Source organism: Paraburkholderia sp. ZP32-5, assembly GCF_021390495.1.
Lineage (GTDB): Bacteria > Pseudomonadota > Gammaproteobacteria > Burkholderiales > Burkholderiaceae > Paraburkholderia.
The window spans coordinates 2,501,280-2,521,247 of sequence record NZ_JAJEJP010000001.1; the positions used below are offsets into that span (position 1 = coordinate 2,501,280).

At 65.8% G+C, this 19,968-nt stretch carries 14 protein-coding genes; 8 read left to right on the forward strand and 6 right to left on the reverse strand.

Features of this window, described 5'->3' with window-relative positions:
* Positions 1-51: 51 nt before the first annotated feature.
* The 5 genes from def to L0U82_RS10615 all read right to left on the reverse strand — a co-directional run bounded on the left by def (position 52) and on the right by L0U82_RS10615 (position 9,218).
* The gene (gene def, locus L0U82_RS10595) at positions 52-585 is read right to left on the reverse strand and encodes a peptide deformylase (RefSeq protein WP_233830641.1); all 534 of its coding nucleotides are present in this window, start codon (positions 583-585) and stop codon (positions 52-54) included.
* Entirely contained in the window at positions 582-2,648 is a 2,067-nt protein-coding gene (gene ligA / locus L0U82_RS10600) for an NAD-dependent DNA ligase LigA (RefSeq protein WP_233830643.1), read from the reverse strand. Before ligA ends, def begins: the two co-directional genes overlap by 4 nt.
* Before the next feature lie 325 nt (positions 2,649-2,973).
* The gene (locus L0U82_RS10605) at positions 2,974-4,320 is read right to left on the reverse strand and encodes a cell division protein ZipA C-terminal FtsZ-binding domain-containing protein (protein WP_233830646.1); all 1,347 of its coding nucleotides are present in this window, start codon (positions 4,318-4,320) and stop codon (positions 2,974-2,976) included.
* Between the two features lie 113 nt (positions 4,321-4,433).
* Complete coding sequence (smc, locus tag L0U82_RS10610) at positions 4,434-7,955, reverse strand: chromosome segregation protein SMC (protein WP_233830648.1); 3,522 nt, start codon at positions 7,953-7,955, stop codon at positions 4,434-4,436.
* 237 nt (positions 7,956-8,192) lie between these two features.
* Positions 8,193-9,218, reverse strand: coding sequence for a DMT family transporter (locus tag L0U82_RS10615; RefSeq protein WP_233830650.1), 1,026 nt, complete (start codon positions 9,216-9,218; stop codon positions 8,193-8,195).
* Positions 9,219-9,712: 494 nt separating this feature from the next.
* On the opposite strand from L0U82_RS10615, the gene dapC reads away from it, so the two are divergent.
* The 6 genes from dapC (at position 9,713) to cls (ending at position 16,053) form a co-directional block, all read left to right on the forward strand.
* Positions 9,713-10,954, forward strand: a complete 1,242-nt coding sequence (gene dapC / locus L0U82_RS10620; RefSeq protein WP_233830652.1) for a succinyldiaminopimelate transaminase — start codon at positions 9,713-9,715, stop codon at positions 10,952-10,954.
* Positions 10,955-11,019: 65 nt separating this feature from the next.
* Entirely contained in the window at positions 11,020-11,847 is an 828-nt protein-coding gene (gene dapD, locus L0U82_RS10625) for a 2,3,4,5-tetrahydropyridine-2,6-dicarboxylate N-succinyltransferase (protein ID WP_233830654.1), read from the forward strand.
* Positions 11,847-12,212 carry an ArsC family reductase gene (locus tag L0U82_RS10630; protein ID WP_176124961.1) on the forward strand — a complete coding sequence of 122 codons (366 nt, stop codon included), beginning with the start codon at positions 11,847-11,849 and terminating at the stop codon, positions 12,210-12,212. The genes dapD and L0U82_RS10630 overlap by 1 nt, the downstream gene beginning before the upstream one ends.
* A gap of 107 nt (positions 12,213-12,319) precedes the next feature.
* Positions 12,320-13,459, forward strand: coding sequence for a succinyl-diaminopimelate desuccinylase (gene dapE / locus L0U82_RS10635; RefSeq protein ID WP_233830656.1), 1,140 nt, complete (start codon positions 12,320-12,322; stop codon positions 13,457-13,459).
* A 16-nt stretch (positions 13,460-13,475) separates the two neighbouring features.
* Complete coding sequence (gene prmB, locus L0U82_RS10640; protein ID WP_233830658.1) at positions 13,476-14,360, forward strand: 50S ribosomal protein L3 N(5)-glutamine methyltransferase; 885 nt, start codon at positions 13,476-13,478, stop codon at positions 14,358-14,360.
* Positions 14,361-14,535: 175 nt separating this feature from the next.
* A complete protein-coding gene (cls, locus tag L0U82_RS10645; protein ID WP_233830661.1) occupies positions 14,536-16,053 on the forward strand; it encodes a cardiolipin synthase in 1,518 nt (505 codons plus the stop codon).
* A gap of 128 nt (positions 16,054-16,181) precedes the next feature.
* Here cls and L0U82_RS10650 read toward each other — a convergent pair whose 3' ends face one another.
* Positions 16,182-16,661, reverse strand: a complete 480-nt coding sequence (locus tag L0U82_RS10650) for a glutathione peroxidase (RefSeq protein ID WP_233830664.1) — start codon at positions 16,659-16,661, stop codon at positions 16,182-16,184.
* A 168-nt stretch (positions 16,662-16,829) separates the two neighbouring features.
* On the opposite strand from L0U82_RS10650, the gene L0U82_RS10655 reads away from it, so the two are divergent.
* Entirely contained in the window at positions 16,830-18,779 is a 1,950-nt protein-coding gene (locus L0U82_RS10655) for an ATP-binding cassette domain-containing protein (protein ID WP_233830667.1), read from the forward strand.
* A 128-nt stretch (positions 18,780-18,907) separates the two neighbouring features.
* Positions 18,908-19,915 carry a CaiB/BaiF CoA transferase family protein gene (locus L0U82_RS10660; protein ID WP_233833231.1) on the forward strand — a complete coding sequence of 336 codons (1,008 nt, stop codon included), beginning with the start codon at positions 18,908-18,910 and terminating at the stop codon, positions 19,913-19,915.
* Positions 19,916-19,968: the final 53 nt, after the last annotated feature.

A 19,968-nucleotide genomic window follows, 5' to 3' on the forward strand; every position in this document is an offset into this window, starting at 1 on the left:
TTAGCGGCATGGCAGCCAGGTCGCCGCAACCTGCAATCATGCACTTGCCGATCAATCGTCGCTATTCGGATCGAGGTCCGGAAACAGCACCTCGGTAAAGCCGAACTTCGAGAAATCGTGGATCCGCATCGGGTATAGCTTGCCGATCAGGTGATCGCACTCGTGCTGCACGACCCGCGCATGAAAGCCCTCGGCCACCCGGTCGATCGGATTGCCGAACTGATCGAAGCCGTGATACCGGATCATCGAAAAACGGCTCACCACGCCGCGCAGACCCGGCACCGACAGACAACCCTCCCAGCTCTCTTCCATGTCCTGCGACACCGGCGTGATGGTCGGGTTGATCAACACCGTCTCCGGCACGGGCGGCGCGTCCGGATAGCGCTCGTTCTTGCCGAAGCCGAAGATCACCACCTGCAGATTGACGCCGATCTGCGGCGCGGCCAGACCGGCGCCGTTCGCGTCGTGCATGGTCTCGAACATGTCTTCCACGAGCTTGTGCAACTCGGGCGTATCGAAATGATCGACCGGCTCGGCGATACGCAGCAGGCGCGCATCGCCCATCTTGAGAATGTCGTGAATCATGAATGCCCCTCCAGGAGCTTGCGCATACCATCTTCGTCGAGCACCGGGACACCGAGTTCCTCGGCTTTCGCGAGCTTGCTGCCCGCGTCGGCGCCCGCCACCACATAGCTGGTTTTCTTCGACACCGACCCGGCCACCTTCGCGCCGGCCGCTTCGAGCATTTCCTTCGCGTCCTCGCGCGACAGGTTCGGCAGCGTGCCGGTCAACACCACCGTCTGGCCGGCCAGCACGCCCTGCGGCGCCTTCGGCGCGGGCGGCCCCTCCTGCCATGTGACCCGGCCCGGCGCGCGCAGCTGCTCGATCACGGTGCGGTTGTGCTCTTCGGCGAAAAACTGGTGCAGCGATTCGGCTACCACCGGCCCCACGTCGTTGACTTCGAGCAGTTCTTCGAGCGACGCGTCCATGATCGGCGTCAGCGAGCCGAAGTGCTTCGCCAGATCTTTCGCAGTCGATTCGCCGACGTGACGAATCCCCAGCGCGTAGATGAACCGCGCGAGCGTCGTGTGCTTGGCTTTTTCGAGCGAGTCGAGCAGGTTCTGCGCCGATTTGTCGGCAAAGCGATCGAGCTCCGCGAGTGTCGCGAAGCCGAGATTGAACAGATCGGCCGGCGTGCGTACGAGGTTCTGTTCGACCAGTTGATCGATGATCTTTTCGCCGAGGCCGTCGATATCGAGCGCGCGCCGCTGCGCGAAATGCCACAGCGCCTGCTTGCGTTGCGCCGGGCAGATCAGCCCGCCCGTGCAGCGCGCGATCGCCTCGTCGGGCAGCCGCTCGATCGCCGAGCCGCACACCGGGCACTGCGTCGGCATCACGAACTCGCGCGCGTCGGCCGGACGGCGGTCGAGCAACGCGCTGACCACCTCTGGGATCACGTCGCCGGCGCGCCGCACGATCACGGTATCGCCGATGCGGATGTCCTTGCGGCGCACTTCGTCCTCGTTGTGCAGCGTCGCATTGGTGACCGTCGCGCCGCCGACGAACACCGGCTCCAGCCGCGCGACCGGCGTAATCGCGCCGGTGCGGCCGACCTGCACGTCGATCGCGACGAGCTTCGTCAGTGCTTCCTGCGCGGGGAATTTGTGCGCGAGCGCGAAACGCGGCGCGCGCGACACGAAGCCGAGCGCATCCTGCTCATCGCGGCGATTCACCTTGTACACCACGCCGTCGATGTCGTACGGCAGCTTGTCGCGCTTCTCGCCAACAGCCCGGAAAAAACCGAGCAGACCATCGGCGCCCTGCACGACCGCGCGCTCGCCGTTGACCGGCAAGCCCATTTCCTTGTACCAGTCGAGCAGTTCGCTATGCGTGGCCGGCATCGCGATGCCTTCGAGCACGCCGATCCCATACGCGAAAAACGATAGCGGCCGCTGCGCGGTGATCTTCGAATCGAGTTGACGCAGACTGCCCGCCGCCGCGTTGCGCGGATTCGCGAATTCGCGTTGTTCGGCGGCGCGCTGGCGTTCGTTCAGGCGCTCGAAATCGCGCTTGAACATCAGCACTTCGCCGCGCACGTCGAGCACGTGCGGCACGCGCTTACCCTTGAGCGTCAGCGGAATCGAACGGATTGTGCGGACGTTTTCGGTGACGTTTTCGCCGGTCGTGCCGTCGCCGCGCGTGGACGCCTGCACGAACACGCCGTCGACATAGCGCAGCGAGATCGCGAGGCCGTCGAATTTCAGCTCCGCGGCGTAGTCGACCGGCACCGGCGGCTCGCTCGCATTCTTGCCGAGCGCGTCGCCGACACGCTTGTCGAACGCGACGATGTCTTCATCGGCGAAACCATTGTTCAGCGACAGCATCGGCTGGTCGTGCACGACCGGCTCGAAGCCGCTCGCGGCCTCGCCGCCGACGCGCTGGGTCGGTGAATCCGGCACGATCAGATCCGGATGCTCGGTCTCGATACGCTCGAGTTCCTTGAACAGCTTGTCGTATTCCGCGTCCGGCAGGTCCGGTTGATCGAGCACGTAATACGCGTAGTTCGCGCGTTCGAGCTCCGCGCGCAGCCACGCGGCCCGCTCACCCGGAGCGCTGGTTTCGGAAGAAGGGACGGGAGTTCGGGCCATGCTGTCGGAAGCTTCTCAAAGGTCAAATTCGGACATCGGATTATCGCAGGAAGCGTGCCCCTTTACATCGGCCGAATGGGCGACCTGGGGCTATTGCGGAGCGCTTTTGGTCGAGTTTGCAAGGCCTGCCCGTTGCGCTGTTCGCGTCGTTGACCCACGCTTCGCTGCGCCGCGAAAACCCTGCGCTGCACAGCGGGAAACGGCTGCGTATCGCCGCGCGCCGATAAGAGCACTCGACTACCGCAACGCATCAATGATGCCGCCAGAAACGAAAACGGCCGCACGATGCGCGGCCGTCCTCAAACACCAAAACGTTGCTGCAGCCTTATTGACTGAACAGGCGCCGCGTAGCCGGCGAACCCGCCGGAATCCCCGCCTGTTCGAGCTTCGCGTACAGCGTCATCAGCTGCTTTTCGATCGCCAGCAGCGCGCTTTCCGGCAACGGCCGGCGGCCATCGTCGACCACGCGCCCGCCGATACGCTCCGCGAGCGACTTCGCGTAGTCGCACATCAGCCGGAACGGCAGGATGTCTTCGTCGGCGACCGGTACGTCGAGCACCAGCGTGATCATCTCGCCGCCTTTATACGTAAGGTCGTCGCGCAGGAAATTGGTGTCGCCGAATTGCAGCATGAACACAGGACTTTGGCGCGAGTCGAGCTTGACGAAGCGCGTGCCGTCGCGCGACAGCAGCAGGCCGTCTTGCGACGCGACCGCCTGCACGTAGTTGGCCGACCACGGCGCGCCGTCGGACAGCACGTTGATCGACAGTTGCGCGTCGCACTGCGCGGCGAAGCCGTCGAGCTCGCGCGCCATCGCGACCGTTTCCAGCATGTCGGGAAATTCCGGCGCCGCGTCGAGCGCGTCGGCGAACTGCTGAACGCCGGTGACGAACTCGGAAAACTCGAGCTCGTTCAGCGCGCCGCTGCGATTGGCCAGTTGCGCGGCCGCGCGCAGTTCCTCGTAACGCGCACCGTTCTGCAGCAGTTCCCACGCACCGCCGCCTTCGGGCTTGCCTTCGATATGCACCGGCTTGCTGCCCGCGCGGCGCAGACGCTGCGCCAGCGGAATCACCTTGTCGCCGGCTACCGCGCCATTCAACCGGATCGGCACGATGCAGTCGATACGACGATCGACGATCGCCGGCGGCGCCGACGAAATCGTCGTGGCGGCGGGAAGAATCGGCTCGACGCGATCCTGCGCCGCCTGTGCCTGCGCCTGCGCTGGTGTCTGTTTAGCCGCGCTCGCCTCGGCAGACCGCTCCGTCTCGCCGGCTTGCATCGCGGCGTGGTCATGTCCACCTTCGGCCTCGGCCGTGGCATCGGCGGCCGGATAACCGTTCGGCGAGGTCATTTCGGCCTGGATATCGGCCGGCGTATCGAGCGGCGCCGCACTCGCGCCGAACGTCGGCTCGACACGCGCAGCGGTCGGATCCGCGCTCACGTCAGCGCCCGACGCGCTCGCCGCCGGCTCGCGCCGCGTCGTGGGCCGGGCCGGTTCGATGAACGGGCTCTGCTCCTCATGCTCGTCCCGTGCAAAGCTCTCGGCGGTCTCGGCCGGCATTGGCCGCGGCATCTTGCGGCGCACCTTCGCGCCCTGCCACGCGTTGTACACGACCACGCCGCCGACCACCACGGCGCCAGCGCCGATCAAACCGAGTGTCAACTCGTCCATGCATGCTCCATCAGCAATTCTTCTATTCGCGCGGCGCGGCGTTCGGTTCAGGTATCGCGCGGTCTTCATGCGAAGCCGCTGCGCTGAACGCACCCGCCTACGAAGGCTTCAACTTAAACAATATTCTGGGCGAAACCGGCGGCCGTTTCCATGTCGACCGCGACGATCCGCGACACGCCCTGCTCCTGCATCGTCACGCCGATCAGTTGCTGCGCCATTTCCATCGCGATCTTGTTGTGCGAGATAAACAGGAACTGGGTTTTGTCCGACATCGCCCGCACCAGATTCGCGAAACGCTCGGTGTTGGCGTCGTCGAGCGGCGCGTCCACTTCGTCGAGCAGACAGAACGGCGCGGGATTCAGCTGGAACATCGCGAACACCAGCGCGGTTGCAGTGAGCGCTTTTTCGCCGCCCGACAGCAGGTGAATCGTCGAATTCTTCTTGCCCGGCGGCTGCGCCATCACCTGTACGCCGGCGTCGAGAATTTCGTCGCCGGTCATGATCAGCTTCGCCTGACCGCCGCCGAACAGACGCGGGAACAGCTCGCCGAAATGACGGTTCACTTCGTCGAAGGTGCTTTGCAACAGCGTGCGCGTTTCCGCGTCGATCTTGCGGATCGCGTCTTCGAGCGTTTCGATCGCGCTGGTCAGGTCGGCCGATTGCGCGTCGAGGAAAGTCTTGCGCTCGCTCGCGGCCTTCAGCTCATCGAGCGCGGCCATGTTGACCGGGCCGAGCGCGATGATCGCGTTGTTGATACGCGTGACTTCGCCTTGCAGATACGACGGCTTCATATCCGGCGTGAGCTTGGCCTGCAGTTCGGCCTCGTCGACGCCCGCCGCCGCGAGCTGCTCGATGAACTGCTCGCCGTTCAGACGCGCGGCCTGCTCCTTCAGTTGCAATTCGTTGATACGGTCGCGCAGCGGCTGCAACGCACGCTCGGCGGTGAGACGGGTTTCGTCGGCCGCGCGCAGCTTCGCGGTCAGATCGTCGAGTTCGACGCGCGCCGCGCGCAGTGCCTCTTCCTTGACCGCGCGGATATCGAGCGCGTCCTGCAAGCCGGTGTGCGCGGTCTGCTCGTTGATCGTTTCGAGTTCGGCGCGCGCGTCTTCGAGAGACCCGGCGACGCGTTCGCTCTGCTCGTGCGCGACCTGAATGCTGCGCTTCAGCTCGTCGATACGGTTCGCCATGTTGCGCGCGGCAAAGCGCGCGTCGGTGGCGGCGCGATCGAGATCGCGCGCTTCGCCGCGCGCACTGGTCAGTTGCTCGTCGAGCGCTTCGAATGCCAGCTGATGATCTTCGAAACGTGCCTGCAACTCGGCCAGCTCACCGTCGTGGCGCTCGAAGTTCGCTTCCGATTCGGCTCGCAGCGCGCGCTGCTCGTCGATCTGCGCGGTGATTTCTTCAAGCTCTTCGCGAATCTGCGTGCTGCGCTGCGTATAACGTTCGTGCGCCTGGGTGAGCTTCAGCACGTCCATCTGCAATGCGTGCACGCGCTGGGTTGCGCGTTCGGCCTGCTGCCGCACGTCGGCGAGCGCTTGTGCGGCTTGCGTATGCGCGGCTTCGGCGCGGATCGCGGTGGCCTTCGCCTCGTCGGCGAGCAGCGCCTGCGCGCGCACCTGGCGGCCGAGATTCTCGATTTCCTGCTGACGCCCGAGCATGCCGGCCTGTTCGGAATCGGCCGCGTACAACTGCACGCCGACGCGCGTCACCACATGGCCTGCCTTGACGACGAACGCGCCGCCCTCCGGCAATTGCGAACGCATCGCGAGCGCCTGCTGCAGATCGTCGGCGACGAACGACAGGCCGAGCCAGTCGCTCAGCACCGCGCGAATGCCTGCGTCCTCGATGCGCACGAGCGACAGCAGCGAGCGGAGCGTGCCCGGCGCGGCTGCCGCCGGCTGACCCGCCGACGGCGGCGCGTAAAACGCCAGCTTGGCCGGCGGCGCGTCGGTCGCGAACGCCTTGACCCAGTCGAGATTCGATATTTCGAGCGCGGCAAGACGCTCGCGCAGCACTGCTTCGAGCGCGGTTTCCCAGCCAGCCTCGACATGCAGCTTCTTCCACAGACGCGGCAGGCTGCCCAGTTCGTGCTTGTCGAGCCACGGCTGGATCTTGCCCTCGGTCTGCACGTTTTCCTGCAACTGCTTCAATGCGGCAAGACGCGCGTCGAGCTGATGAATCTGCGCGCTTTCGGCCTGCACGCGCTCCTGCGCGGCGCGGCGCTCGGCGTCCAGACGCGGCAGCGTTTCCTGCGCATCGGCAAGCCGCGCCTGCGCGTCGTGCAGGATTTCCTCATGCTCGGCCAGTTGCATGCGCAACTCTTCGAGCTGCGCTTCATCGGGCGCATCCAGCCCGCCCTCTTCCGACTTCAGCCGCTCCTGACGCTGCTGCAATTGCTGCAACTGCTGATCGGCATTGCGCTGATGCGCGGCTTCGAGCTTGAGCGCCTGCTCGGTCTGCGCGATGCCGCCACGCTCGGTGTTCAGCTCGGCCTGCGCGTCGCGCCAGCGCGCCTCGAGCGCGGGCAGCGCGTCGTGCTTCGCGGCCGCGTCTTCTTCGGCGAGCGCGGCCTTTTCTTCGGCGACGGCCAGTTGTTCCTCGGCGTCGGCGATATCGTCCTGCGCCTTCGCGGCCTGCGACTGCCATTGCTCGCGCTGCGCGGTCAACGCGGCGATCTGCGCTTGCACCCGGTTGCGCGATTCGACGATGAAGCGGATCTCCGCTTCGAGCCGGCTTACTTCCGCATTCGCTTCATACAGCGCGCCTTGCGCGCCTTGCATCGCGTCGCTCGCCGAGTAATGGGCGACCCGCAGCGTTTCGAGTTCCAGTTCGACTTCGCGCAGCTTCGCAGTCTGCGCCTCGAGGTCGATCTGCGCCTGTTCGATCGCGCGCTGCTGGCGCTGCTGCTCGCCGCCCGCTTCGTTCTTGCGCAGCAGCCACAGCAGACGCTGCTTTTCCTCGCCGTCGCTCTGCAGCTCGCGATAGCGCGTCGCGACGATCGCCTGCGCTTCGAGCTTTTCGAGATTCGCACCCAGTTCGCGGACGATGTCCTCAACCCGCGTCAGGTTCTCGCGCGTGTCGTGCAGACGGTTCTCGGTCTCGCGGCGGCGTTCCTTGTACTTCGACACGCCGGCGGCTTCCTCGAGAAACACGCGCAGCTCTTCCGGCTTCGCCTCGATCAGGCGCGCGATCATGCCCTGACCGATGATCGCGTAGGCACGCGGCCCGAGGCCGGTGCCGAGGAAGATGTCCTGGATGTCGCGGCGACGCGCCGGCAGATTGTTGATGTAGTAGCTCGACGTGCCGTCGCGCGTCAGCACGCGCTTGACGGCGATCTCCGCATACTGGCCCCACTGGCCCGCGGCGCGGCCGTCGGCGTTGTCGAAAACGAGTTCGACGCTCGCACGGCTGCCGGGTTTGCGGGCGGTCGAGCCGTTGAAGATCACGTCCTGCATCGACTCGCCGCGCAATTCCGACGCGCGCGATTCGCCGAGCACCCAGCGCACCGCATCGATAATGTTGGATTTGCCGCACCCGTTCGGTCCGACGACACCGACCAGTTGGCCGGGGACCTGGAAATGCGTGGGATCGACGAAGGATTTGAAGCCAGCGAGTTTGATCGAGGTCAGACGCACGGCGATTTCGCTGTTTGAGAAAGAATGATAGGTGGCTCGCGAGGTGGCGCCAGTCGTTCACCGCCGTAGCGGGACGGTCCCACGCAACCTCGCGAACCTTCGCAATTCGGGCACCGGCTGCACGCGCCCGGGTCCTGCCCGCTTACCGTTCAAGCTACCGCTCAGTGACCGTTCAGTGGCCATTCAGGCATCGCTCGAACAGGCACTTACACGCACGCGCCGGCTAATGAGGGGGAATCATACCATCGCGCGTGAGCGATTCTTACCGCCCTTACGGTGGTCGTCGCGATCGTCGTGGCGGGGGTGCCCGTCATCGTCCGCGGAGGGCTCGTCGCATGCGTTAGTGCCGTCGATCGCCGGATCGGGCGGGGCCGTCTTCGTGCGATGGACCCAGCTCGATAACGCCGAGGCGAGCACGATGCACGCGCCGCCGGCCCATTCGCGCGGCCCCGGCATCTCGCCCGCGAACAGCCACGCGGAAAGCGCAGTCACGACGAGTTCGAACAGCATGATGATCGACGCGCGATTGGCCGGCACGCGCGAAAGACCGTACTGCACCAGCATGTTGTTCGATGCGAGCAGCAGCCCGAGGCCGAGCACCAGCAACGCCGCGGTGCCGAGATGCGCGCCGGTGGGCGGCGCGGGCATCGGTTCGAGCAGCGCCGCGAGCGCGCTGAACAACGCCGCGCCGCCGAAGATCGTCGCGGTGCGCATTTCGGGTTTCATGTCCGGCAGAACCCGGCTCGTTTTCAGGATCAGCACGTTGCTCATCGCAAAGCCCATGCCGCCCGCGAGACCCGCCCATTCGGCCAGACTGCCGGGCATCGGAATGCCGAGTTGCGGCGACCACAACATCGTCACCGCGCCGGCAAGCGACAGCGCGGCGAGCGCCGCGCCCGACCACGTGAGCCGCTCGTGCAGGATGAAATGCGCAAACAGCGCGGTCCATGCGGGCGTCAGATAGAACAGCAGCAGCACGCGCATCACCTGGCCGTGGATGGCCCCCCACACGAAGCCGAGATTCGTGATGCCCGCGGCGAGCGCGAGTGCCGGCAGCAGCCAGTGCCAGCGCACGGTCTTCAGCGCGTGGCGCCGCACCAGCAGCACGAACAGGCAGCCGGCGCCGCTCGTCAGCGCGCTGGCCGCCGTGCCGGTCACGCCGAGCGCAGCCAGCATACGCAGCGGATACCAGACCATCCCCCATACCGACGCGCCCAGCATGATCGCGAGCGTCGGCCAGCCGTTGCGAAGCCATGTGCTCATGGGAAGCGGCTCCGGCGGGTAGGCTTCGGCGCCTGACCGGCTCGGCCGGCCTTTGCGGGGAGCGCTCCATACGGCGCGTCGCCGGGTGCGCGGGTCATGCTTGCGCCCGGCGTGCTCGCTCGCGTCGCATGGGCGCCAGCGAGCGCCGCGTGGTCGGGCCAGTTTCGTCCGCGTCCGTGCGGAATTGCTGCGTACATTCCTGCTCCTGCATGTCTCTTTGCGCGAACCGCGCGCGGTTCGCTTCGTTTCTGCCGCGGCCTATGCCAACGCACCGCCTGTTTTGAGCGAGGCCCGCAAGCCTTTTACGCCGCGCGCTCGCGTTGCCAGCGGGTCGCCGCGCGTCAGACGCGCCACGCTATAATCGTCCGTTCGCCGCCGCTGCCGGCTGGCCCGCCGCGCGCCTGAGATGCCGTTTCATGCGCCGCGCGCCCGCTGACGCGCGCACCCGGTTTTCCCGTATCCGTCCGCGTTCATCCGATCAGGCTACTTCGTCCGTGAATCCGCTACTCGACACCCTTCAGCCCTATCCGTTCGAAAAGCTGCGCGTGCTTTTCAAGGACGTCACGCCGCCGGCCGGCCTCACGCATATCAGCTTCGGCATCGGCGAGCCGAAACATCCAACTCCGCAACTGATCCGCGACGCCGTCATCGATTCGCTCGGCGGCCTCGCCGCGTATCCGGCCACGCTCGGTTCGGCGCCGCTGCGCGAGTCGATCGCGAAATGGGTCGCGCAGCGCTACAACCTGCCGCCGCTCGATCCGCTCACTCAGGTGCTGCCGGTGGCGGGTTCGCGCGAGGCGCTGTTCGCGCTCGCGCAGACGGTGCTGAACCCGCGCCGCGATGCCAGCGATAAAGCTGACGATAAGGCTAACAATCAGCCTGCGATCGTACTCTGTCCGAACCCGTTCTACCAAATCTACGAAGGCGCGGCGCTGCTCGGCGGCGCGCAGCCGTACTTCGTCAACAGCGACCCGGCGCGCAACTTCGCGTGCGACTATTCGGCGGTGCCCGCCGACGTATGGGCCCGCACCCAGCTGCTCTACGTGTGCTCGCCGGGCAACCCGACCGGCGCGGTGCTGACGCTCGACGACTGGCGCGAACTGTTCGCGCTGTCGGATCGCTACGGCTTCGTGATCGCGTCGGACGAGTGCTACTCGGAAATCTATTTCGACGAAGCCAATCCGCCGCTCGGCGGCCTCGAAGCGGCGCACAAGCTCGGCCGCGGTTTCGAGCGGCTCGTGATGCTCTCCAGCCTGTCGAAGCGCTCGAACGTGCCCGGTATGCGCTCGGGTTTCGTCGCCGGCGACGCCGCGATCCTCAAGGCCTTTTTGCTGTACCGCACGTACCACGGCACCGCGCTGTCGACGGTGTTCCAGAGCGCGAGCATCGCCGCGTGGAACGACGAAACGCACGTGCGCGAAAACCGCGCGAAATACCTGCAAAAATTCACGACCGTGACGCCGATGCTCGCCGACGTGCTCGACGTGCGTCTGCCGGACGCCGCGTTCTATCTGTGGGCGAACGTCGCGCGCACCGGCCTCTCCGATACCGAGTTCGCCCAGCGTCTGTACGCCGACTATAATGTGACGGTTCTGCCGGGCTCGTTCCTCGCGCGCACCGCGCACGGCGTGAACCCCGGCCGCGATTTCGTGCGTCTCGCGCTCGTCGCCGATGTCGACGAATGCACGCAAGGCGCGCAGCGAATCGTCGATTTTTGCCGCTCGCTGCAGCGCTAGGCCGTCGGGCCGCCTGAGCACCGCCTCCCCTTCTTCAGACTTCAACTCTTCAGAAAATCACGCATATGTCGCAACAACTTCAGAGCATCATCGACACCGCCTGGGACAACCGCGCCGACCTGTCGCCGAAGGCCGCGCCGGCCGAAGTGCGCGAGGCCGTCGCCCACGCGATCGAGCAACTCGATAAAGGCGTTTTGCGCGTCGCCGAAAAGAAGGACGGCGACTGGGTCGTCAACCAGTGGCTGAAGAAGGCCGTGCTGCTGTCGTTCCGTCTCGAAGACAACGCTCCGATGCCGGCAGGCGGCTACAGCCAGTTCTACGACAAGGTGCCGTCGAAGTTCGCGAACTACACCGCTGAAGACTTCGCCGCCGGCGGCTTCCGCGTCGTGCCGCCCGCGATCGCGCGTCGCGGTTCGTTCATCGCAAAGAACGTCGTGCTGATGCCGTCGTACACCAACATCGGCGCATACGTCGACGAAGGCACGATGGTCGACACGTGGGCCACCGTCGGCTCGTGCGCGCAGATCGGCAAGAACGTGCACCTGTCGGGTGGCGTGGGCATCGGCGGCGTGCTGGAGCCGCTGCAGGCGAACCCGGTCATCATCGAAGACAACTGCTTTATCGGCGCGCGCTCGGAAGTGGTGGAAGGTGTGATCGTCGAGGAAAACTCGGTGATCTCGATGGGCGTGTACCTGGGCCAGAGCACCAAGATTTACGACCGCGAAACCGGCGAAGTCAGCTATGGCCGCATTCCGGCTGGCTCGGTGGTGGTGGCGGGCAATCTGCCGTCGAAGGACGGCACGCACAGCCTGTACTGCGCGGTGATCGTCAAGAAGGTCGACGCGAAGACGCGCGCGAAGGTCGGCCTGAACGAGCTGCTGCGAGGCGACTGATGGCGCGCGGCACCAAAACCGTCGTCTACGGCATTCCGAATTGCGACACCGTGAAGAAAGCGCGTGTGTGGCTGGAAGAACACGGCGTCGAGTTCGAATTTCACGACTTCAAGAAGGCCGGCGTGACCGAGCCGCTCGTGCAGGACTGGCTGAAGGACGTGAAGCTCGACGCGCTGCTGAACCGCCGCGGCACCACGTGGCGCGCGCTGTCCGACGACATGAAGGCGGCCGCCGAAACGCAGCCTGGCGCGATCGCGCTGATGATCCACAAGCCTTCGGTGATCAAGCGGCCGGTGCTGGTGGTCAACGGTCGCGTGAAGTCGCTCGGTTTTTCCGCGGATGACTACGCGGCGCTGTTTGCATGATTTTTTAGTCAACGCGGCCTCGCCGCGTGCATCAAACGCTGTTGCCGGCTGCGGTACTTCACCGCCAGCCGGCATTTTTTCATTTCAAAGTGGCTTGTACTGAATCCATGTCCGGCACCCTCGCCCTTACCGAACAACTGATCGCGCGCGCTTCCGTCACGCCCGACGACCAGCATTGCCAGCGTCTTCTGATCGAGCGCCTGGCCGCGCTCGGCTTCGAGCACGAGACGATCGAATCCAACGGCGTGACCAACCTGTGGGCCGTCAAGCGCGGCGTCGACGGTACGCGCGGCAAGCTGCTCGCGTTCGCCGGCCACACCGATGTGGTGCCGACCGGTCCGCTCGAACAATGGCAATCGGCGCCGTTCGAGCCGACCCATCGCGACGGCAAGCTGTACGGTCGCGGCGCGGCCGATATGAAGGCATCGATCGCGGGCTTCGTCGTGGCGAGCGAGGAATTCGTCGCCGCGCATCCGGCACACCGCGGTTCGATCGCGTTTCTGATTACGAGCGACGAGGAAGGCCCAGCGACCGATGGCACCGTCAAGGTGGTCGAAGCGCTGCAGGCGCGCCGCGAACGGCTCGACTACTGCATCGTCGGCGAGCCGACCTCCAGCCAGCGTTTCGGCGACATGGTCAAGAACGGCCGGCGCGGTTCGATGTCGGGCAAGCTGATCGTCAAGGGCGTGCAGGGGCATATCGCCTATCCGCATCTGGCGAAGAATCCGGTGCATCTGCTCGCGCCGGCGCTGGCCGAACTGGTGGCCGAGCGCTGGGACGACGGCAACGAATATTTCCCGCCGACCACCTGGCAGGTGTCGAACCTTCATAGCGGCGCCGGTGCGACCAACGTGATCCCCGGTCATGCGGACGTGATGTTCAACTTCCGCTTCTCGACGGCCAGCACCGTCGAAGGTCTGCAACAGCGCGTGCATGCGATCCTCGACAAACACGGTCTCGAATACGATCTGCAATGGACGGTGAGCGGCCTGCCGTTCCTGACGCCGCGCGGCGAGCTGTCGAACGCGCTCGCGAGGGCGATCAAGGACGAAACCGATGTAGACACCGAGCTGTCTACCACTGGCGGCACGTCCGACGGCCGCTTCATCGCGCGCATCTGCGAGCAGGTGATCGAGTTCGGCCCGCTGAACGCCAGCATTCACAAGATCGACGAACATATCGAAGTCGCGCACATCGAGCCGTTGAAAAACGTGTATCGCCGTGTGCTCGAACAACTGATCGCCTGAGCGGGGACTATTTGCAATGACGCTTCCGTTTTCCACCGTCCGCGACCTGCTGCGTTTCGCGGTGTCGCGCTTCAACGAAGCCAAGCTGTCGTTCGGTCACGGCTCGGCCAATGCGTACGACGAAGCTGCCTACCTGGTGCTGCACACGCTGCATCTGCCGCTCGATCTGCTCGAGCCGTTCCTCGACGCGCGCCTGACCTCAGCCGAAATCGACGCCGTGTTGCGGGTAATCGAACGGCGCGCCGCCGAACGCGTGCCGGCCGCCTACATCACCCAGGAAGCGTGGATGCACGGCTTTCGCTTCCACGTCGACGAACGCGTGATCGTGCCGCGCTCGTTCATCGGCGAGCTGCTGCAGGACGGCCTGCAACCGTATGTCGACGATCCGGAACAGGTCGGCGCGGTGCTGGAGTTGTGCACCGGCTCCGGCTGCCTCGCGATTCTCGCCGCGCACGCATTCCCGAACGCGGACATCGACGCGGTCGATCTGTCCGGGCCCGCGCTGGAAGTCGCGACGCGCAACGTGGCTGATTACCATCTCGACGACCGTGTCGCGCTGTTCGAGGGCGATCTGTATGCGCCGCTCGCCGAGCGCCGCTACGACGTGATCATCAGCAATCCGCCGTATGTGAACGCGATGTCGATGCAGCAGCTGCCGGCCGAGTACCAACACGAGCCGGAGATGGCGCTCGCGGGCGGCGCGGACGGCATGGACATCGTGCGCCGGATCATCGCCGACGCGCGCAACTGGCTGACCGACGAAGGCGTACTCGTCGTCGAAATCGGCAATGAGCGCGAGCACGTGGAAGCGGCCTTCGGCGGCCTCGATCTGGTGTGGCTGCCGACCAGTGCCGGCGACGACAATGTGTTTCTGATCCAGGCGCGGGACTTGCCCGTCTAAGCGCGGCATGCGGTTCGTACGATCGCGCAGCGTGCGCGATGACGGAGAGCCCGGCCGAGCCGGGAGCGCATCGGGTTCGATAGCTGACGCGCGCCTCGGATCACGAAACCGCCGCCGCGCCCGCCGCCATCGGCTCGACTGACGCGCAACGGCTTCGCCAACTGTTCGCGAACTTATGCAATTCGACCTGCTTCATGTAGGCACGCTGGTTGCCCTTGCGCATATCCTGGGCATCATCGCGGCCGCCCACGCGATTCTTCATACCCGCACGTCGCAAGGCGCGATCGCGTGGGCGGTGTCGCTGGTCGCGATGCCCTATCTGACGCTGATCCCTTACCTGTTCCTCGGCCGCAGCAAGTTCGCCGGCTACGCGGACGCGCGCCGCGTCGAAAACGAATTGCTGCGCACGCGCGCGCATCCGCGAATCTGGGACACCAAAGCGTCGTCGGCGGGCGTGCCGACGCAGCAGCTCGGCGCACGGCTCGTGCAGTCGCTCACGCGGCTGGGTGGCATGCCGTTCCTGCCGGGCAACACCGTGCGCACGCTGGTGAACGGCACCGCGACCTTCACGGCGATTTTCGACGCGATCGAAAACGCGCGGCACTACGTGATCGTGCAGTTCTTCATCGTGCGCGACGACGCGCTCGGCGACATGCTGAAGGACCTGCTGATCGCGAAGGCGAAACAGGGCGTGCGGGTCTACTTTCTGTACGACAGCATCGGTAGCTTCGACCTGCCGCACCGCTACGTCGCGGCGCTGCGCGCGGCCGGCGTCGACATGCATCCGTTCGCGACCAATCGCCGTTTCGTCAACCGTCTGCAGCTGAATTTCCGCAATCACCGCAAGATCGTGTCCGTCGACGGCGAGCGCGCGTTTGTCGGCGGCCATAACGTCGGCGTCGAATATCTCGGTGCGAAGCCGCCGCTGTCGCCATGGCGCGATACCCATATCGAGGTGCGCGGCCCGGCGGTCGAAAGTATCCAGTTCGTATTCATCGAGGACTGGTACTGGGCCACGCAGCAGTTGCCGGACTTCGACGTGCCGCCGGACCCGGCGGCAGAACAGGCAGAACAGACAAACCCGGCCGAGCCCGCAGCCCCGGCAGACGCAACCGCGCCGGCTGAAGAGCCCGATGCCGCGCACAACATGCACTGCATCGTCATGCCGAGCGGTCCCGCCGACAAGCAGGAAACCTGCTCGCTGTTTTTCGTCGAAGCGATCAACGCGGCGCGCGAGCGCGTCTGGATCACGACGCCGTACCTCGTGCCCGATGAAGCGGTGTTCGCCGCGCTACGGCTCGCGGTGCTGCGTGGCGTCGACGTCCGTATCCTGATTCCTAGCCGGCGCGATCACCTGGTGGTGTTCGCCGCGTCGAAGCTGTATGCGTACGATTCGCTGCGCGCGGGTATCCGCGTCTTCCGCTACCAGCCGGGCTTTCTGCATCAGAAGGTGGTGCTGATCGACAGCGTGGCGGCCGCGGTCGGCAGCGCCAATCTCGACAACCGCTCGTTCCGGCTCAACTTCGAGATCATGGTGCTGACCGTGGACCGCGGCTTTGCGCTCGAAGTCGAAACGATGCTGCTCGACGATTTCGCCGAGGCGCGCGAGATCGACCGCCGCGAATACCGCAATGCGCGCGCGTGGCGACGCATGCTGATGCATGTGGCGCGGCTTTTTTCGCCGATCCTGTAAGCGCGCCGCGAACGTCGCGCATGGCCGGCCGGCTTGCGCGTAGCGCCAAGGCATGGGCCGGCTCTCATGCACCGCTTCACGTCAGCAACTCACCGCCGCGCTTCACAACGGCGCTTCGCAACAACGCCTCAAAGCAGCGCTTCGATATCCGCGGTGATCGCCTCGGGCTTGGTCAGCGGCGCATAGCGCTTGACGACGTTGCCGTCGCGGCCGATCAGGAACTTGGTGAAATTCCACTTGATCGCTTCGAGACCGAGCAGCCCCGGCGCCTCGCCGGTCAGATAGCGAAACAGCGGATGCGCGTTCGCGCCGTTCACGTCGACCTTGTCGAACATCGGGAAGCTCACGCCGTAGTTCTTTTCGCAGAATGCGCCGATCTGCCCGGCGTCGCCCGGCTCCTGCTTGCCAAACTGGTTGCACGGAAACCCGAGCACCGCGAGCCCGCGTGCCGCGTACGCATCGTAGAGCTTCTGCAGGCCCGCGTACTGCGGCGTGAATCCGCATTCGCTCGCGGTGTTGACGATCAGCAGAACCTTGCCCTGATATTGCGCGAGACTCGCATCCTCGCCGCCGAGCGTGCGCGCCGAAAACGAATAAATCGATGTCATGTGCCCTCCCCGTGAAAGCCGTCAGTCTATGCCAAAAGCCTCGCCGATACAGTCGGCCGAATGGCCGATGACAGCCTGGCGCGCCGCGACATCCGCGGTAATCTGCGCGTTACGCGCGACGGCGGTCCCGGCAGTCTAAAATAGCGGTTTTCTTCAGCCGGCCCCGTCGTGATCCGCTTCAATCAGTTCAGCCTCGCGCGCGGCACCAAGCCGCTTTTCGACAACACCACGTTCACCTTGAACCCCGGTGAAAAAGCCGGCCTTGTCGGAGCCAACGGCGCGGGCAAGTCGACACTGTTCGCCGTGCTGCTCGGCGAGCTGCACGCGGACGGCGGCGATTTCTCGATCCCGCCGACCTGGCGCATCGCCCACGTCGCGCAGGAAACTCCCGCCGCCGATAAAACCGCCCTCGCCTATACGCTCGACGGCGACGCCGCGCTGCGCGACATCGAAGCGCGCATCGCCACCGCCTCCGCCGCACACGACGGCGCGGCCGAAGCCGAAGCACACGCCGCGTTCGCGGACGCCGACGGCTACACCGCGCCGGCCCGCGCCGAAGCGCTGCTGCTCGGCCTCGGCTTTACGCTCGAACAGACCCGCGAGCCGGTCAGCAGCTTCTCCGGCGGCTGGCGCATGCGCCTGAATCTCGCGCAGGCGCTGATGTGCCGCTCCGACCTGCTGCTGCTCGACGAACCGACCAACCACCTCGACCTCGACGCGATCGTCTGGCTCGAAGACTGGCTGCATCGTTACGCGGGCACGCTGATCGTGATTTCGCACGACCGCGAGTTTCTCGATTCGGTCTGCAATGTCACGCTGCATCTGGAGCAGCAGCAGATCAAACGCTACGGCGGCAACTACTCGCAATTCGAAGTGCTGCGCGCGCAGCAGATCGCGCTGCAGCAGAGCGCGTACGACAAGCAGCAGCGCACGGTTGCGCATCTGCAAAGCTATATCAACCGCTTCAAGGCTCAGGCCACCAAGGCGCGCCAGGCGCAAAGCCGCGTCAAGGCGCTCGAAAAAATGGAACTGATCGCGCCCGCGCATGCGGCGTCGCCGTTCACGTTCGAGTTCCGCACGCCCGATTCGGCGCCGAATCCGATGATGGTCATGGAAGACGTGCGCTGCGGCTACCACGCGGAAGACGGCAGCGAGATTCCGATCGTCGAGCGCGTGATGCTGTCGATCCAGAACGGCCAGCGCATCGGCCTGCTCGGCGCGAACGGCCAGGGCAAGTCGACGCTGATCAAGACGCTGGCGGGCACGCTCGAAGCGCTCGCCGGCCACGTGCGCGAGGGCAAGGGTCTGCGCATCGGCTACTTCGCGCAGCACCAGCTCGAAACGCTGCGCGCGGACGACACGCCGTTGCAGCATCTCGCGCGCCTCGCTCCCGACACGCGCGAGCAGGAATTGCGCGACTTCCTCGGCAGCTTCAACTTCTCCGGCGATATGGCGACCGCGAAAATCGCGCCCTTCTCCGGCGGCGAAAAAGCCCGTCTCGCGCTCGCGCTGATCATCTGGCAGAAGCCGAATCTGCTGCTGCTCGACGAGCCGACCAACCACCTCGACCTCGAAACGCGCCACGCGCTGACGATGGCGCTCGCGCAATTCGAAGGCACGCTGATCCTGGTGTCGCACGACCGCCATCTGCTGCGCGCGACGACCGATCAGTTCATGCTCGTCGCGAAGCATCGGCTGCAGGAATTCGACGGCGATCTCGACGACTATCGCGACTGGCTGTTGCAGCACGCGGCCGAGCAGCGTGCGGCGCTGAAGGCCGGCGCGGCGGCCACGGCAGGCACGGGCAACGGCGCGGGCAGCGACAACGGCGTGAACCGCAAGGAGCAGCGTCGCCTCGAAGCGGAAACGCGTCAGAAGCTCGCGCATCTGAAAAAGCCGCTGCAAAGCCGTATCGCGAAAATCGAAAAGGAAATGGATGGGCTCAACGCGGAGAAAGCGACGCTCGATGCATTGGTCGCCGATCCGGCCAGCTATGAGCCCGAACAGAAGAACAAGCTGACGGAGGCGATCCGCCGTCAGGCAGACGTGAACGCGCGCCTCGATACGCTCGAAGCCGAATGGCTCGAAACGCACGAGGAACTCGAACAGATCGGCTAGCGGCAACTGGCGACACGCCAGGGCCGGGCCGCGCCGGCATCCACGGGAGCTTGGCTTTGTCATTTGCGAACTCGTCGTCCGGGCCATCGGAGGAGCAGGCGCCCGCCTCCCCGGCCATCCCGCCACCGTTGCAGGGGCTGCGCGTGCTCGATCTCACGCGTCTGCTGCCGGGTCCGGTCGCCGCGCTGCGCCTCGCCGAACTCGGCGCCGATGTGCTGAAAATCGAAGCGCCCGGCGCGGGCGACCCGACCCGCACGATGATGCAGTCGTCGAGCGACCGCGTCGCGGGCCGCCCCGGCGCGTTCTACCGGATGGTCAATCGCGGCAAGCGCGAGACCCGTCTCGATCTCAAATCGCACGCCGGACGCAACGTGCTGCGCGCGCTCGCGGCCGAAGCGGACGTGCTGATCGAGAGCTTCCGGCCCGGCGTCATGGCGCGGCTCGGCCTCGGCTACGACGCGCTGCGCGAGGCCAATCCTCGGCTCGTCTATTGCGCGATTAGCGGCTATGGGGCGAGCGGCCCGTTCGCGGACCGTGCCGGCCACGATCTGAACTACATCGGCTACGCGGGCGTGCTCGATCAACTGGCGGGCCGCGACGGCGCGCCGATTCTGCCCAACTTCCAGATTGCCGATCTGCTCGGCGGCGCGCTCGCCGCGGTCACGCAGATTCTCGCCGCGCTGTGGCATGTCGCGCGCGGCGGCGAAGGCCGCTTCGTCGACATATCGATGACGCACGTCAGCCACGCGCACAACGTCGTCGCGCAGGTCGCGCTCGCCAACGACGGCGCCGCGCCGGCCGCCGGCGCCGGTCTGCTCAATGGCGGCGTGCCCTGCTACAACCTGTATCGCACCAGCGACAGACGCTGGCTTGCGGTCGGCGCGCTCGAACTCAAATTCTGGGAAACGCTGTGCATGGCGCTCGATCGGCCCGAGTGGGCGACGCGTCATTGGAGCCTCGGTCAGGCGATCGGCGGCCCGGACGCGGTGGCGCTGATTCAGGAACTGGCCAATGTGATCGGCACCCATACGCTCGACGAATGGCTGCAGGCGCTCGAATCGCTCGACTGCTGCGTGTCGCCCGTGCTGACGCCGGCCGAGGCCGCACGGCATCCGCTGTTCGATCCGAACGCGTAGGCGGCGGAGAGTGAAAGCGTGGAAGGAGCGGTCGGGCGCGTGAATGGCGGCAT

Excerpts from the sequence above, each read along its gene's own strand:
- def (WP_233830641.1), bottom strand. The coding sequence starts at position 585 with ATGATTCACGACATTCTCAAGATGGGCGATGCGCGCCTGCTGCGTATC.
- ligA (WP_233830643.1), bottom strand. The coding sequence starts at position 2,648 with ATGGCCCGAACTCCCGTCCCTTCTTCCGAAACCAGCGCTCCGGGTGAG.
- L0U82_RS10605 (WP_233830646.1), bottom strand. The coding sequence starts at position 4,320 with ATGGACGAGTTGACACTCGGTTTGATCGGCGCTGGCGCCGTGGTGGTC.
- L0U82_RS10615 (WP_233830650.1), bottom strand. The coding sequence starts at position 9,218 with ATGAGCACATGGCTTCGCAACGGCTGGCCGACGCTCGCGATCATGCTG.
- dapD (WP_233830654.1), top strand. The coding sequence starts at position 11,020 with ATGTCGCAACAACTTCAGAGCATCATCGACACCGCCTGGGACAACCGC.
- L0U82_RS10630 (WP_176124961.1), top strand. The coding sequence starts at position 11,847 with ATGGCGCGCGGCACCAAAACCGTCGTCTACGGCATTCCGAATTGCGAC.
- dapE (WP_233830656.1), top strand. The coding sequence starts at position 12,320 with ATGTCCGGCACCCTCGCCCTTACCGAACAACTGATCGCGCGCGCTTCC.
- prmB (WP_233830658.1), top strand. The coding sequence starts at position 13,476 with ATGACGCTTCCGTTTTCCACCGTCCGCGACCTGCTGCGTTTCGCGGTG.
- cls (WP_233830661.1), top strand. The coding sequence starts at position 14,536 with ATGCAATTCGACCTGCTTCATGTAGGCACGCTGGTTGCCCTTGCGCAT.
- L0U82_RS10650 (WP_233830664.1), bottom strand. The coding sequence starts at position 16,661 with ATGACATCGATTTATTCGTTTTCGGCGCGCACGCTCGGCGGCGAGGAT.